The organism is bacterium, assembly GCA_026416715.1.
GTDB lineage: Bacteria > UBP4 > UBA4092 > JAOAEQ01 > JAOAEQ01 > JAOAEQ01.
The window spans coordinates 109,899-124,134 of sequence record JAOAEQ010000004.1; the positions used below are offsets into that span (position 1 = coordinate 109,899).

Below are 14,236 nucleotides of genomic sequence, written 5' to 3' on the forward strand. Positions count from 1 at the left end.
AAGCAAACTGTCTGGTAAATCTAAAACTTTGTTATCTTAATTAAAGGAGAGTTTAGAGAAATATGCCTCGGGTACGACAGATAGTTTTAGGAATTAGTTTACTTGCCGTTAGTTTCAGTATCGGGTATGCCGGACATGAACGACCGTTAGAAACTGAGAGTGCGGAAATAACGTCGTATGGCAAAATTGAGGTTCGAGCTGGCATAGGTTATCTCAAAAATATCACGTTATTATTTCAACCGGAAGATAAAAAATGGGAAGTGATAAAACTGCCGGCGATAGGCGTTTCCGCTGGGTTAGGGGAACGAGTAGAAGTTCAAACCGATTTCGATTTGTTGTATCAGGATGATGGAACCGATAGCGGGTTTGATGTCGGCGATGTGCGGTTATGGACGAAAATAAAGTTGGTATCCGAAACCGATACGCGACCGGCAGTCGCCGTTAAGTTTGGTACCAAACTACCGAATGCGGATAACTCGCGAAATTTCGGAACGGATGAATCGGATAATTTCATTCTTCTGATTTTAAGTAAGAATATTCTGGGCATAGAGTCTCGGCTAAATGTTGGGATGGGGATTCTGGGCAATCCGCATGAGTTATCGAAACAGGATGATGTATTGATGTATGGTATCGGGGCGGTTAAACCGATTTCCGCTAATATGAACGCCGTTGCCGAAATAACCGGAATTGCAAATTCGCATGATGGAAATGACCGAACGTCATTGCGTGCCGGAGTTCAGCTACCGTGGCACTGGATAACCTGGGATATCGCCGCTTCTATCGGATTAAATGACCGCAGTGAAGATTGGAGTTTAACCGCTGGTGGAACGTTTGAACTTAATGCGTTTGGAAAATAATTATAGTTAATAGGGGGAATCGCTCTATGCATAATGTGTATAAACTCAATAAACTGATTGGTATTGTGGTGTTCGGATTATTTATTCTGTTAACGTCCAGTGTCTTCTCGCAAGATAAACCGGATAGAACCGCCATTATTGCAAGACTCTACCAGCATTATTGGGATAGAATTAAATCGTTTGAAGCTGAGAATCAAACATTTAAAAAAGTAGTTTTACTCGGTGATTCGATTACTGAAGGGTTTAAGATTGAACAATATTTTCCTGGTCGCCCGTTTATTAACCGAGGGATAGTCGCTGATGGTATCGGAGTTAATACCACCGGTATCCTGCATCGGCTCGATAATTCAGTGTTCGACTGCAATCCGTCGCATGTTTTTATCCTCATCGGGATAAACGACCTCGCTGCGGGGAGAAGTCAGGATACTATTCTACGGGTATATCGCGAAGTATTAACCCGAATTCAAAGTCGGTTACCGAAAGTTAAAGTATATATAATTTCCGTTCTACCCTGTCGCGGGAAATACGCGCATCTGAATCAAATGGTACTAGATTTCAATGCGAAACTGAAATCGTTGGCTGATGAATTTCAGTATCACTATCTGGATTTACATGCGTTACTCAAAGATGAAAATGGTGAACTGCGGGAAGAGTTTACCGCTGATGGACTCCATCTCAAACCGCCTGCCTATGAAATCTGGAAACAAGAGATTGACCGGTTGCTAACCAACCTGAATCCGCAAACAACTGATACGGTTGTTCCTTCAAAACCATAGTGCGCCTAATCCCCACATTATGTTAACAATGAAGTATGGGAATTCGTTTCTTGCAATTTCTTATAAAAATCAGTATAATGATACTATAATTATGACTGAATATAGTGCTTCGAAAAGAATTGGAGAGCTCCTCATCGAACAAAAACTGATTACGCCGGCTATTTTGGAACAAGCACTTTCCCAGCAGCGGCAAGAATTAGTTCCGTTAGGGAAAATATTTATCCAGCTTGGTTGCGTTTCTGAAGACCAGTTAAACTCGGTTCTTGCTAGTCAGTTTGGATTAGTCTATCTTAACCCACGGTCATTTGTTTTACAGGATACATCGCTCCTTAATTTCATTCCGGAATCGCTCGCGCGACGTTTTGTTTGTTTTCCTCTCGAAAAGAAACATGGGACGCTGTTGGTGGTTATGGCTGATCCGTGGAATACCGATGCGATTAATGAGCTTACGAAAGTCACCCAATTAACTATCCAACCGAAATTTAGTCGCCACGAATGGATTGAGCAAATCATTGATAAATATTATAATAGTCAGTGGCAGAAGAATAATTAATCGCAAAATATCTAGCCTAATCTCATTATAACCATAACCGAAACAAATTTGCAAAATAAACCATAGCAAATTTTACAGAGGAACTTTATAGCGTTATTCCATGCGATAATATTCGAATTATGGCAAAACAACTCGGTGAACTTCTTATTGAACAGCGGTTGATAACGAAAAGTATGCTTGAACAGGCGTTGGAGTTACAACAGCAGCGCCGGTTACCATTAGGGAAAATCCTATTGCAACTGGGATATGTTACCGAGGAAGATTTGAATACTATCCTCGCGAAACAATTCGGGAGTATCTATATCAATCCGCGTGGATTCGTTGTAAAAGATATTAACCTGTTAACCTTGATTCCAGAACCTATCGCGCGACAATATATCTGTTTCCCATTAGAAAAAAATGAAGAGCAGTTAACTGTAGCGATGTCTGACCCTTGGGATACCGACGCTATCCAGAAATTAACCGAATTAACGAAATTGACTATTCGTCCGATATTTAGTCGTCGGGAATGGATTGAACAGATTATCGATAAATATTATCCGACAGTGAAATCTAACGACCGTTCATTATCATCCGATACAATTACGGGGATTTTTCCCATAACCGCAGTCCCTGAACCTAATGGCACTCAATCTAAACCTGTAGAATCTCAACCAATTTCCTCAAAAACTGATACAGTGATGGATATATCCACACCGCAGACTCCAGTTCAGCCATCAGCGGCAGTTGTTCCGGATAAACGTTCATTGGATACCGAGCAAGCTCTGGATAAAGCGCAACTAGAATCGCTATCCCAGCAACCCAATGTTCCGCTGGGATTAACTCCATCTACTTCGACAGAATCGCACGTATCACCACAACCGCAACCGCATCTATCTTCTCCAGAACCGACGCAGATTCAGCCATCGCTATTAACGAAACCGATACCCGAGTTTACTTTTGATAGTTTTGTCGTTGGGACTGGGAATCAACTCGCTTGGGCAGCAGCGAAAAATGTCGCTGAATCACCAGGTACAACCTATAATCCACTCTTCATTTATGGCGGGGTCGGACTCGGCAAAACGCATCTGATGAACGCAATCGGCAATTTAATTCTGCAAAAAAATCCTCATAGTTTATTGGTATATATCCCCTGCACTCGTTTTATTGAAGAGATGATTACTGCGATTGCATCAGGAACAATCACTCCGTTCCGCCAGAAATACTGGCATCTGCAAGTTTTGCTCATTGACGATGTTCAGTTTCTCGCTGGTCAGGAACGAACCCAAGTCGAATTATTCCAGATGTTTGAAGAATTGCATCATCGTCGAGCACAAATTGTTCTCACCAGCGACCGTCTTCCGAAAGATATCCCGCAACTCGAAGAACGACTTCGCTCCCGATTCGAAGGCGGATTGATTGTCGATGTCCAGATGCCGGATTTAGAAACGCGCATAGCGATTCTCCGCCGAAAAGCGATGCAACGGAATTTGCAGCTTCCGGATGATATCGCCAATGTCATTGCAACGTTCATCTCGACAAATGTTCGCGAACTGGAAGGGGTGTTGAATAAAATTAACGCAATTTCATCGCTCGGTGGCCGACCGATAACGATGCAGGTTGTTCAAAATATTTTAAGCGAAATGATTAAACAAGGTAGGTGATGAGAAAAGAAATGATGTAGAACTTATTTATCTTTATTTTCTGGATTCTGTTTTTTTACGAGATGCGGATGGCATTCATAAAAATATTGGCAATGGTCACAGCAATAATCCGGTTCACCTTTTTCGCCACGCAGCCATTTGGTGATACAACTGCTATAGAACTGGCATCGCATACAGCAGAATAATAAATTATGTGGATTATGTTCTCCGGTGGCCATACTGTGCTAATATCATACCTTATATATCAGCATTTTGTCAAAATCGGTCTCCTAATTTTTGCGTGATTTACCGTATGTAGTATTAGGAAGTTGCATTATAACTCCTGCATTTATAATAGTTTATGTTATTTTATGAACGAGTTATACTGGACTTGAGTGGGAATTGCTTTGAGCAATTCCCACTCAAATCCAGTGATTAACCGTATAACTCCATATTTTTCAAAGGGAGATATATTCGTTATGCAACGTAAAAAAATTAAAATTACAGCAGAGCCGGTTTCGATGCTCGCGGAGCTCAATGAGACGAAAACTGCTGAACTGGTTTGGAATGCTTTACCGATAACAGCATCAGCCAATACTTGGGGTGAAGAAATATATTTTAGAATCCCAGTCAAAACAACTGATGAAAAACCGCAAGAAACAGTTCAATTAGGGGATATCGGATATTGGGTTCCGGGGAATGCGTTCTGTATCTTTTTTGGCAAAACGCCATCGAGTCGTGGCGATGAAATCCGACCGTATAGTCCAGTGACGGTTATTGGAAAATTGCTTGGTGACCCAAAAGAGTTTCTGAAAGTGAAAGATGGAACGAACATAATAATTGAAAAAGCAGAATAATCAACCGAGAATTACCGCTACCATTTGCTGCTAACCTATTTTTTATTTCAACTCGAGCACAGGATTGTATTGGTCTTTAACGCGCTACGCAGTGGAACGCTGGATTGATCAGCGTCGAGGATTAGAATTGTTGTAAGAAGCGCAGGTCGTTTCCAAACAGGAGTCGAATATCGTTTATTCCGTATTTAAGCATCGTTATCCGGTCTATCCCGAATCCGAACGCAAACCCAGTATATTTTTCCGAATCATAGTTGACCGCTCGAAACACTTCCGGATGCACCATACCGGCGCCTGCGATTTCTAACCAACCGGATTGCTTGCAGGTTCTGCATCCGCTGCCTTTACAAATCGAACAACTCATTGCAACTTCAACGCTCGGCTCGGTGAACGGGAAAAAATCCGGACGGAAACGGACTTTCGTATCTTTTCCGAATAACTGCTGCAGAAATAAGGTAATTGTTCCTTTCAAATCGGCAAAGGTGATATGTTCATCAACGCATAATCCTTCAACTTGATTGAACATCGTATAATGCGATGCATCAATAGCATCCCGACGATAACAGCGACCAGGAGCTATCATTCGAATAGGTGGCTGCTGTTTTTCCATCGTCCGGATTTGAACGGGAGAAGTATGGGTGCGCAGAATTATCCCGTCGGATATATAGAACGAATCATGGGCATCTCGTGCCGGATGATGTGCTGGAAAATTTAACGCTTCAAAATTATAGTATTCTAGTTCTATATCCGGTCCAATTTCGATGCTAAATCCCATGCTGATAAATATATCTTCAATTTCATAGAGCGTTTTCGTTAGTGGATGTAGGTTCCCGATACGCGGTTTCCGACCGGGTATGGTTATATCCAATGCTTCTTTTAGCGTACTCAGTTCCGCTGCGCGTCGCGCTAATTCCTGTTTTCGTGCATTCAATAATGCGGTGAGTTCATTTTTCAGTTCATTCGCTTTCTTCCCGATAATCGGCCGTTCTTCCGGCGGATAACTGCCTAGACGATCTAAGATTGCTTTCAATTCGCCTTTTTTCCCGAGATATTTGACCCGAAGTTGTTCCAACTCTTCATGTGATTCCGCACTATTGATTTGTGCGATTGCGTTAGATTTAAGTTCTTCTATGTTATTAGACATAATACAATTTTTACCCCAACCTTGCTACGACACTTATTACAATATTTAACTGGTTGTGTCTTAGTACCTTGGTGGTATATTGCTATTTCATTAGCTGTTCTCTCGCTTCACCGACGACATACAATGAACCGGTGATACAAATTAAATCATTTCTATCAGCTAATTGTAACGCATATTGTATCGCATCAGGGATATGCTTGACAATAGTTATCCGTGGCGGATTCGATTTCAGCGCAAATGTATCCGTTGCATTAATCTGGGTTGATAAGGTTTCCGGCGGAATCGCGCGATGCGTTTTTGCCGCCGTGAGGATAACTTCTTTTGCTAACGGACAGAGTAGTTCCAGCATTTTCCGACTCTCTTTATCATTGGCAATCCCGATGATTAGATAGAGATTCTCATAGTTGAATTCATCGAGTAACGCTGAGGTTAATGATTCAATACCAGCAACATTATGCGCTCCGTCGAGAACGATCATCGGTTCTTGTCTCACCACTTCTAATCTCCCTGGCCAAACCGTTTTTTTCAATCCTTCCGCTATCGCAGAACGACAGTCGCAACCGTAAGCAGATTCCATAGCTTCAATTCCTGCAACGGCTAACGTTGCATTGACCAACTGATGTTTACCACGCAATGGAATTTCAAGATGCGGATAAACATTATTAACCGTGGCAATGGTAAATCGGCGGGTATCGAACTCATTCAAGTCCTCTTGATACGCGATATCCTTCGGATAGACGATTAACTCCGCAGTACGTTCTGCGCAGACCCGCTGGATTTCGGTTAACGCTTCTCCAGCAGCACCGGTGATAACTATCGCATGCGGTTTGATTATCCCCGCTTTTTCATAAGCGATTTTGGCTAAAGTATCGCCGAGATATTGCATATGGTCGAACGTGATATTCGTTATCACCGCTACTTTCGCAGAAACAACATTCGTTGCATCAAGCCGGCCGCCCATCCCAACTTCGAGAACCAGATACTCTACGTTATTCTGGGCGAAATAATCGAGCGCTATCGCTGTGGTAACCTCAAAAAAGGTTGGGTGCAATCCCTGATTGTCATCCGCAACTTGTTTTGCGATTGGCTGAATTTTTTCGACGAATCGAACTAACTCGGATTCGGTTATCTGCTTGCCATTAATCTGCATCCGTTCTTCAAATTTCACTAAATGCGGTGAGGTATAGAGACCAACCTTATATCCGGCACTGGTTAGAATACTTGCACAATATGCAGCTACTGACCCTTTTCCATTGGTTCCAGCGATATGAATCGCCCGCAAGGTTTCCTGCGGATTCCCGAGTAATTCCATCATCCGCTGGATATTATGCAGTCCGAATTTAATTCCAAACTGCTCAAGTGAATATAGATACGATATCGCTTCTTGGTAGTTCATAGTTGGACTGCGGAAAACTCGTTCCCACTTGGTTTTAGAACGCTTGCTGCAACATAGCCTCTGGCAAGCTTGGGTAAGAAAAGATGGCGCAAACAAGGTTGCGCATTTAACAGTTTGAGCGAAATGGATTCCTGGATTGGTTATTCGTTAACAGGGTAATAACCTGCGCGATCGTATTTTTTAATTCCCGGCGATCAACGATAATATCAATAAATCCGTGTTCTAATAAAAATTCTGACCGCTGGAATCCTGGCGGTAACTGCTGACGGATAGTCTGCTCGATAACCCGCGGTCCAGCAAATCCGATTAACGCTTTCGGTTCGGCAATCACCACATCGCCCAGTGATGCGTATGATGCCATGACTCCCGCAGTTGTCGGATTCGTTAACACCGAAATATACGGAATTCGCGCTTGCGCTAATTTCGATAATGCGGCGCTGGTTTTCGCCATCTGCATTAAGGATAATATCCCTTCCTGCATTCGCGCTCCGCCAGTAGTTGAAATAATCACGACCGGCATGTTCGTGGCTAACCCACGTTCAATCGTTCGCGTGACCTTTTCGCCAACCACTGACCCCATACTGCCGCCGATAAACCCGAATTCCATTATCCCGATTGCAACAGGAATACCATTGATTTTTCCTTCGCCGCAGATTATCGCTTCGTTGATACCAAGTTTTTTCACCGATTCTGCTATCCGAGCTGGATACCTCTTCGAATCCGTGAATTCAAGCGGGTCGGCAGATTGAATCTGCGCATCGAATTCAACGAAACTTCCGGTATCGAGCGTATATGCTATCCGTTCTTTTGCCGAAATCCGAAAATGATACCCGCATTTCGGGCATACTTTTAGATTCGCTTCCAACTGTTTATTATCGAGAATCGCGGAACATTCCTCGCATTTCGTCCATAAACCGTCTGGAATTTGAACCCGCTTCTTTTCTTTCGGAACAGATAACGTGGTATATTCCGGTTTTTTAAACCAAGCCATATACATTACATCCCAATATCAAAATCCAAATGTCAAATGGAAATTTTCCCTATTGAACCTTAACCTTTAGTACCTTGAGCTAACCGTTTAACAAATTTTGCTACTTGATGAACTAAATCTTGCTTCCCGATATTCTGCTCGATGAGATTAACAATCGCACTGCCGACGATAACGCCATCCGCACCCCAGTTGACTATCTGCCGAACCTGCGCCGGATTTGAAATCCCGAATCCGACCGCAACCGGTTTATCCGTCAACCGTTTAATCTTTCTAATTGATGCAGCAATATCAGTTGCAACCTGTTTCCTTACGCCGGTTACCCCAGTTAGAGATACATAGTATACAAAACCGCTACTACTTTTTGCAACTAATTTTATTCGAGCAGGAGTACTAGTCGGCGCTAATAGGAAAATCGTATCTAACCCAGTTTTCCGTGATGCTTGGATAAGTTCGTTCGCTTCTTCAGGCGGTAAATCCGGAACGATAACGCCATCGAGTCCGGCGTTAACTCCATCCTGTGCGAACTTTTCTATCCCATATTGCAGGATTGGATTATAATATGACATAAATACCAGTGGAATTTGCGTTTGGTTTCGCAACTCTTTAACCAGAGCAATAACATTTCTAAGTTGCGTTCCTCTAGCTAGCGCTCGTTGTGATGCTTTCTGAATCGTTGGTCCGTCAGCTATCGGGTCAGAAAATGGAATCCCTAACTCGATGATATCCGCTCCGGATTCTGCTAATGCTAACACCAGTTTTTCAGTTGTTCCCAAATCCGGGTCACCAGCGGTAATATACGCGATTAACGCTGCCCGATTCTCTTGTTTGGTTATTTCAAATTTATGTTGAATTCTTGACATAATCGCTATTTTCCGCAATGTTTACTTACCTGCTGCACATCTTTATCTCCCCGACCGGAAAGGTTGATAACGATAATCTGGTTCTTTTTCAGTTTCGGCGCAAGTTTGCAGGTATATGCGACTGCATGGGCGCTTTCTAACGCCGGGATAATGCCTTCCAGTTCCGCTAAAAGCTGGAACGCTGCCAGCGCTTCTTTATCAGTTATCGCAACATATTCTGCACGACCGCTCTTTTTATAGAAGCTATGCTCAGGCCCAACTCCGGGGTAATCGAGTCCAGCGGAAATCGAATGCGTTGGCAGAATCTGTCCATTGTTATCCTGCAGAACATAACTTTTACTGCCATGCAGAACGCCGATTGACCCCGCACATAACGATGCCGCATGTTTTCCGGTTTTCATCCCTAACCCAGCAGCTTCAACGCCGATAAATTTAACCGATGTATCCCAATAAAACGGATAAAATAATCCGATCGCATTACTGCCACCACCGACGCAAGCTACGAGATAATCCGGTAATCTACCTTCTTTCTGTTGAATCTGCCGTTTCGTTTCTTTGCCGATAACTGATTGGAAATCGCGAACCATCATCGGGAACGGATGCACTCCACTTACCGAACCGAAGATATAGTTGGTATCTCGAACATTAGTTATCCAATCGCGAAACGCTTCATTAATTGCATCTTTTAACGTTCTACTCCCTGATTTGACTGGGATAACTCGCGCTCCTAGCAATTCCATTCGGAAAACGTTCAATGCTTGCCGATGGCAATCTTCTTCTCCCATATAGATATCGCAGGTCAGGTTGAATAACGCGGCAACCGTTGCGGTTGCTACCCCATGCTGACCAGCGCCGGTTTCTGCAATCACTCGCGGTTTCCCCATTCGTTTGGTTAATAATGCCTGACCGATAGTATTATTTATTTTATGCGCGCCGGTATGACATAAATCTTCCCGTTTCAGATATATTTTCGCACCACCGAGATATTTCGTTAACCGTTCAGCGAAATAGAGTGGAGTTGGCCGCCCAGCATATTCTTGCAGATAATAATTCAATTCTTTCGTAAACGCCGGGTCGGTTTTCGCTTTCCGATAAGCATACTCGAGTTCGTCGAGACACGGCATTAACGTTTCCGGCGCAAATTTCCCGCCGAAAATATCGAAATGACCACTTCGATTAGGTAACATTTTTCGTATAGACATATTGTTCAATTTTGACAATATAGCATTTTGCCTTGGAATTTATAGCTGTTCTGACTAACCAAACTTCCGCACTGCTTCAATAAATCGTCTCATCTTCTCAAAGTCTTTCTTGCCAGGAGATGATTCGACACCGGTACTCACATCAACCGCATACGGATTTACCGCTTGAATTGCTTCTGCAACATTTTCCGGGGTTAATCCCCCAGCGAGAATAACCCGCCCATACGGTAGTGCGATTTTCGCTAACTCCCAATCGAACGTTTCCCCCGTGCCGCCCCGTTTCCCTTTAACTCGGGAATCGAGCAGATATGCTGAAACTATCCCTTTATACCCAGGCAACATTGATAAATCATCCGGATTTTTAACCCGAAACGATTTTATAACCTTTCTGCCGAACTGACTACAATATTCGGGGAGTTCATCGCCATGGAACTGGAGAACATTCAGTCGGCAGACGCTAGCGATATGTTTAACTACTTCTGCAGACTCGTTAACGAAAACGCCTACCGTGGTAATAAACGGCGGTAACTGTTTAATTATTTCCGTTGCGATTTCCGCATCAATCCGCCGAGGGCTTTTTGAAAAGATGAAACCGAGCGCATCTGCGCCAAGTTCAACCGCTTTTTCCGCATCCGCTAAGTTGGTTATACCGCAAATTTTGATTTTTATCATAATATAAATACCTTACCTGTTAATCCCAAGTTTGTCAAATCTAATTAACTTGACTCGGTATAGTGAAATGAGCGTTGACCTGTTCAAATTCCATATCTCTGTCCTTCCTGTTCGGGATACATAAACAGGTTATAAACCGTATAACTCTTTTATTTTCAATGCGATATCGTGGTTCCGCATGAACGTTTCTCCGATGAGCAGGGCATCAACTCCGAGCGATTGCATTCTCAGAACATCATCTCGGGTTTTTATCCCACTTTCAGCAACGATAATACATTCTTTTGGGATATCGGAGATTAACCGTTCGGTTGTGGCAAGGTCAACTGTGAAGGATTTCAGGTCTCGGTTATTTATCCCAATTATTTCCGGTTCGATTTTTAGCGCCCGGTCGAGTTCCCGCTGGTTATGAACTTCAACGAGCGTATATAGTCCGACTTCTTTCTGAGCAAGTTCGTTAAATTCCTGAAGTTGGGTATTATCTAATGCGGCAACAATGAGCAGAATCGCATCTGCGCCAGCAATCGCTGATTCATATATTTGATATGCATCAATAATAAAATCTTTCCGCAATAACGGTAGGGAAACTCGAGACCTAACCTGCGCTAGATATTCCAATCTTCCAGAGAAAAACTTTTCATCGGTTAGAACCGAAATTGCATTCGCTCCGGTTCGTTCATATATTTCAGCGATTTGACTCGGATTGAACTCCGGTCGGATTACCCCAGCGCTAGGGGAAGCTTTTTTAATTTCCGCAATCAGTTTGATTTTTTCTCCCGGTTTCCGAGAGATAGCGGCAGCGAAATCTCGCGGGATAACTTTCTGCGCAGCTAGACTGCGTTTAAGTTCGTGCAGGGAAACCTGCTGTTTCCGGTTAGCTACTTCCTGTTTCTTATAAAAAATAATTTCGTCTAAAATCATAATAGTTGCCGAATGAATTAGTTGCTAGCGAATGAACCGAATCAAAACTCCTTGAAAACGTGCAGGTTATGCATTGGTGAGTTTCTTCAATTGTTCAAGTTTATCAAAAGCGGCACCGGAATCAATGGATTGCGCAGCTTTAGCGACGCCTTCCGCGAGGGTATTGGCTAAATCGGAAACGAGAATCGCTGCGCCAGCGTTCATGAGAACGATATCACGTCGCGGACCAGGTTTGCCTTTAAGAACCTCAAGTATTATTTGTGCGTTTTCTTCCGGGGTGCCGCCTTTGATACTGGATAACGGCGCCGGATTGAATCCGAAATCTTTCGGGTCAACATAATAATCCATTAGTTTCCCTTGTTTCAGTTCAACGATTTTCGTATCTCCGGTAATGGTTATTTCATCGAGTTTATCCGACCCATGCACAACGAGCGCATGGTTCGATCCCAGTTCTTTCAGAACCGCTGCTAGCGTATCCGTTAACTCTGCGGAATATACCCCAAGCACCTGCGCGGTTGCCCCAGCTGGATTGGTTAACGGACCGAGAATATTAAATATGGTTCGAATTCCGATTTGCTGCCGGGGTCCAATCGCATATTTCATCGCACTATGATATAACGGCGCAAACAGAAACCCTATCCCCAGTTCATTCACGCATCGTTCGGTTACTGTGATATCAACATCAATTTTCACACCGAGCGCTTTCAAAACATCCGCACTTCCGCAAGAACTTGATACCGACCGATTCCCATGTTTCGCAACAATACATCCTGCTCCTGCCGCAACGAACGCTGCACAGGTTGAGATGTTAAACGTTCCGCTGCGGTCACCGCCGGTTCCGCAGGTATCAACTACCGGCTGGCGAGTAGTCTGGATTTTCGTCGCTTTTTCCCGCATCACCAGCGCACAGCCAGTGATTTCTTCTACCGTTTCCCCTTTCATCCGTAGCGCAGTGATAAACGACCCGATTTGCGCTTCCGTCGCTTCTCCGGACATAATCTCGTTCATCACGGTTACCGCTTCTTCACGGGTTAAATCCTGTTTTTCGACTAATTTAGATATCGCTTCCTTAATCATAAATTGAAAACCTCGATTCACGAAACGGATAAATACCTATTTACCTCTGATAATCACAATTATAGTAGAATGATTAATGTATGATAATTATACAATATCTAGTGTTTTTTTGCAGGTGTTCTGTATGAATCCGTGGCTAGAAGTTTAAGAAGTTACCCAAAAGAAGAAATGCAATAATCGTGGATGCAAATTATCCGATAACCAATTCGCCGGATTTCGCAAAATTAACAATCATTGATTTTTCATTATTCCATTCTGTAGGAGTCATTGCAACCGCTTCAATCGGCTCAAAAATTTCATAAATAGCATCTGATAATATTTCAATCCGTTCCCAATAGTTTTTATCAGCAAAATCTTCGGAGATAACTACCAAATCAATATCGCTACCTTCTCGAGCAGTTCCAGTTACATAAGAACCGAATAATATTAACCGATCCACCTTAATCCCTTTCAACTCAATTACTTTACGAAACCGAGCAATAATTTCTAAAACTTGGTTTTTATCCATGCTATCGCTTCCTCGCTGTTCGAAACAATTTCGCTGGTTATCACTTCCGTATATTCTTTCTGTAATATATCTATATCTTCCGGATACCGAGTTATTAGATTTGCTTCATTCAATTTAACAAAAAAACGTGCCAGTTTTTCCGGTGGTTTTATTCCGATTTTGTTCACTAAATATATCAGGTTATGCACTTTCGGTGGAGTTTGTTTTAATCTCTCTAGAGTTTTACGAAATTGTTTAAAATCGGTTTTCCGACTTTCGTTAAGACCGATTCCGGATGGAATTGGACGCCCCAAATCGGGTATTGTTTATGCCGGAGTCCCATAATTTCGTTCTGGTCAGTCCAAGCGATGATTTCAAGCACCGGCGGTAATGTTTCTCGTTCAACGATGAGCGAATGATATCGCGTTGCTTCAAATGGATTTTCTATATTCTGGAATATCGTTTGTTCATTATGGTAAATCAAACAGGTTTTCCCATGCATTAATCGGTCAGCGCGTTTCACCACCCCACCGTAAACATAGCCGATACATTGATGACCAAGACATACACCAAGCGTCGGAATATTCGGGCTAATCTCCCGCAGAATATCATTCGAAATCGCCGCTTCTTTCGGCGTTTTCGGACCAGGTGAAATGACAATTTTCGACGGGTTCAGTTTCCGAATGGTATCCAAATCTATCTTATCGTTGCGATAGACTTTAATATCCTGACCCAGTTCGCCAAGGTATTGAACGAGATTATACGTGAAAGAATCGTAGTTATCGATTACTAATATCATATTAAATTTAAAATTTACAATGCTAATT

General features: G+C 42.9%; 17 protein-coding genes. 5 read left to right on the forward strand and 12 right to left on the reverse strand.

Features of this window, described 5'->3' with window-relative positions:
- Positions 1-62 precede the first annotated feature (62 nt).
- The 4 genes from N3A72_02730 (at position 63) to N3A72_02745 (ending at position 3,829) form a co-directional block, all read left to right on the forward strand.
- A complete protein-coding gene (locus N3A72_02730) occupies positions 63-857 on the forward strand; it encodes a hypothetical protein (protein ID MCX7918525.1) in 795 nt (264 codons plus the stop codon).
- A 26-nt stretch (positions 858-883) separates the two neighbouring features.
- A complete protein-coding gene (locus N3A72_02735) occupies positions 884-1,633 on the forward strand; it encodes a GDSL-type esterase/lipase family protein (GenBank protein ID MCX7918526.1) in 750 nt (249 codons plus the stop codon).
- 91 nt (positions 1,634-1,724) lie between these two features.
- Positions 1,725-2,186: a hypothetical protein gene (locus N3A72_02740; protein MCX7918527.1), complete on the forward strand. Its 462-nt coding sequence runs from the start codon at positions 1,725-1,727 to the stop codon at positions 2,184-2,186.
- Positions 2,187-2,305: 119 nt separating this feature from the next.
- Positions 2,306-3,829 (forward strand): DnaA/Hda family protein, encoded by a 1,524-nt coding sequence (locus tag N3A72_02745; protein ID MCX7918528.1) that lies wholly within the window; start codon positions 2,306-2,308, stop codon positions 3,827-3,829.
- 23 nt (positions 3,830-3,852) lie between these two features.
- On the opposite strand, the gene N3A72_02750 is transcribed toward N3A72_02745, so the two are convergent.
- A complete protein-coding gene (locus tag N3A72_02750; GenBank protein MCX7918529.1) occupies positions 3,853-4,047 on the reverse strand; it encodes a hypothetical protein in 195 nt (64 codons plus the stop codon).
- Between the two features lie 240 nt (positions 4,048-4,287).
- On the opposite strand from N3A72_02750, the gene N3A72_02755 reads away from it, so the two are divergent.
- The gene (locus N3A72_02755; GenBank protein ID MCX7918530.1) at positions 4,288-4,665 is read left to right on the forward strand and encodes a cyclophilin-like fold protein; all 378 of its coding nucleotides are present in this window, start codon (positions 4,288-4,290) and stop codon (positions 4,663-4,665) included.
- Positions 4,666-4,786: 121 nt separating this feature from the next.
- Here the strand turns inward: N3A72_02755 and N3A72_02760 are convergent, their stop codons facing one another.
- The 11 genes from N3A72_02760 to N3A72_02810 all read right to left on the reverse strand — a co-directional run bounded on the left by N3A72_02760 (position 4,787) and on the right by N3A72_02810 (position 14,208).
- Complete coding sequence (locus N3A72_02760; protein ID MCX7918531.1) at positions 4,787-5,806, reverse strand: phenylalanine--tRNA ligase subunit alpha; 1,020 nt, start codon at positions 5,804-5,806, stop codon at positions 4,787-4,789.
- An 82-nt stretch (positions 5,807-5,888) separates the two neighbouring features.
- Positions 5,889-7,202, reverse strand: coding sequence for a bifunctional folylpolyglutamate synthase/dihydrofolate synthase (locus N3A72_02765; protein MCX7918532.1), 1,314 nt, complete (start codon positions 7,200-7,202; stop codon positions 5,889-5,891).
- A gap of 106 nt (positions 7,203-7,308) precedes the next feature.
- Complete coding sequence (gene accD, locus N3A72_02770) at positions 7,309-8,193, reverse strand: acetyl-CoA carboxylase, carboxyltransferase subunit beta (GenBank protein MCX7918533.1); 885 nt, start codon at positions 8,191-8,193, stop codon at positions 7,309-7,311.
- 59 nt (positions 8,194-8,252) lie between these two features.
- Complete coding sequence (gene trpA, locus N3A72_02775) at positions 8,253-9,053, reverse strand: tryptophan synthase subunit alpha (GenBank protein ID MCX7918534.1); 801 nt, start codon at positions 9,051-9,053, stop codon at positions 8,253-8,255.
- 5 nt (positions 9,054-9,058) lie between these two features.
- Entirely contained in the window at positions 9,059-10,255 is a 1,197-nt protein-coding gene (trpB, locus tag N3A72_02780) for a tryptophan synthase subunit beta (GenBank protein ID MCX7918535.1), read from the reverse strand.
- A gap of 54 nt (positions 10,256-10,309) precedes the next feature.
- On the reverse strand, positions 10,310-10,927 hold the full coding sequence (locus N3A72_02785; protein MCX7918536.1) for a phosphoribosylanthranilate isomerase: 618 nt from the start codon (positions 10,925-10,927) through the stop codon (positions 10,310-10,312).
- Between the two features lie 129 nt (positions 10,928-11,056).
- Complete coding sequence (gene trpC, locus N3A72_02790) at positions 11,057-11,845, reverse strand: indole-3-glycerol phosphate synthase TrpC (protein MCX7918537.1); 789 nt, start codon at positions 11,843-11,845, stop codon at positions 11,057-11,059.
- Positions 11,846-11,911: 66 nt separating this feature from the next.
- Positions 11,912-12,922, reverse strand: a complete 1,011-nt coding sequence (gene trpD / locus N3A72_02795; protein MCX7918538.1) for an anthranilate phosphoribosyltransferase — start codon at positions 12,920-12,922, stop codon at positions 11,912-11,914.
- A gap of 190 nt (positions 12,923-13,112) precedes the next feature.
- A complete protein-coding gene (locus N3A72_02800; GenBank protein ID MCX7918539.1) occupies positions 13,113-13,430 on the reverse strand; it encodes a nucleotidyltransferase domain-containing protein in 318 nt (105 codons plus the stop codon).
- Positions 13,409-13,597, reverse strand: coding sequence for a hypothetical protein (locus N3A72_02805; protein ID MCX7918540.1), 189 nt, complete (start codon positions 13,595-13,597; stop codon positions 13,409-13,411). Before N3A72_02805 ends, N3A72_02800 begins: the two co-directional genes overlap by 22 nt.
- A gap of 47 nt (positions 13,598-13,644) precedes the next feature.
- Positions 13,645-14,208 (reverse strand): aminodeoxychorismate/anthranilate synthase component II, encoded by a 564-nt coding sequence (locus N3A72_02810; GenBank protein MCX7918541.1) that lies wholly within the window; start codon positions 14,206-14,208, stop codon positions 13,645-13,647.
- Positions 14,209-14,236: the final 28 nt, after the last annotated feature.

What these genes read in the sequence shown, in the direction of transcription:
- N3A72_02785 (MCX7918536.1), bottom strand. Translation starts at nt 10,927, where the DNA reads ATGATAAAAATCAAAATTTGCGGTATAACCAACTTAGCGGATGCGGAA.
- N3A72_02800 (MCX7918539.1), bottom strand. Translation starts at nt 13,430, where the DNA reads ATGGATAAAAACCAAGTTTTAGAAATTATTGCTCGGTTTCGTAAAGTA.
- trpC (MCX7918537.1), bottom strand. Translation starts at nt 11,845, where the DNA reads ATGATTTTAGACGAAATTATTTTTTATAAGAAACAGGAAGTAGCTAAC.
- N3A72_02735 (MCX7918526.1), top strand. Translation starts at nt 884, where the DNA reads ATGCATAATGTGTATAAACTCAATAAACTGATTGGTATTGTGGTGTTC.
- N3A72_02745 (MCX7918528.1), top strand. Translation starts at nt 2,306, where the DNA reads ATGGCAAAACAACTCGGTGAACTTCTTATTGAACAGCGGTTGATAACG.
- N3A72_02740 (MCX7918527.1), top strand. Translation starts at nt 1,725, where the DNA reads ATGACTGAATATAGTGCTTCGAAAAGAATTGGAGAGCTCCTCATCGAA.
- trpA (MCX7918534.1), bottom strand. Translation starts at nt 9,053, where the DNA reads ATGTCAAGAATTCAACATAAATTTGAAATAACCAAACAAGAGAATCGG.
- N3A72_02750 (MCX7918529.1), bottom strand. Translation starts at nt 4,047, where the DNA reads ATGGCCACCGGAGAACATAATCCACATAATTTATTATTCTGCTGTATG.
- N3A72_02760 (MCX7918531.1), bottom strand. Translation starts at nt 5,806, where the DNA reads ATGTCTAATAACATAGAAGAACTTAAATCTAACGCAATCGCACAAATC.
- trpD (MCX7918538.1), bottom strand. Translation starts at nt 12,922, where the DNA reads ATGATTAAGGAAGCGATATCTAAATTAGTCGAAAAACAGGATTTAACC.
- N3A72_02730 (MCX7918525.1), top strand. Translation starts at nt 63, where the DNA reads ATGCCTCGGGTACGACAGATAGTTTTAGGAATTAGTTTACTTGCCGTT.
- N3A72_02765 (MCX7918532.1), bottom strand. Translation starts at nt 7,202, where the DNA reads ATGAACTACCAAGAAGCGATATCGTATCTATATTCACTTGAGCAGTTT.
- trpB (MCX7918535.1), bottom strand. Translation starts at nt 10,255, where the DNA reads ATGTCTATACGAAAAATGTTACCTAATCGAAGTGGTCATTTCGATATT.
- N3A72_02755 (MCX7918530.1), top strand. Translation starts at nt 4,288, where the DNA reads ATGCAACGTAAAAAAATTAAAATTACAGCAGAGCCGGTTTCGATGCTC.
- accD (MCX7918533.1), bottom strand. Translation starts at nt 8,193, where the DNA reads ATGGCTTGGTTTAAAAAACCGGAATATACCACGTTATCTGTTCCGAAA.
- N3A72_02810 (MCX7918541.1), bottom strand. Translation starts at nt 14,208, where the DNA reads ATGATATTAGTAATCGATAACTACGATTCTTTCACGTATAATCTCGTT.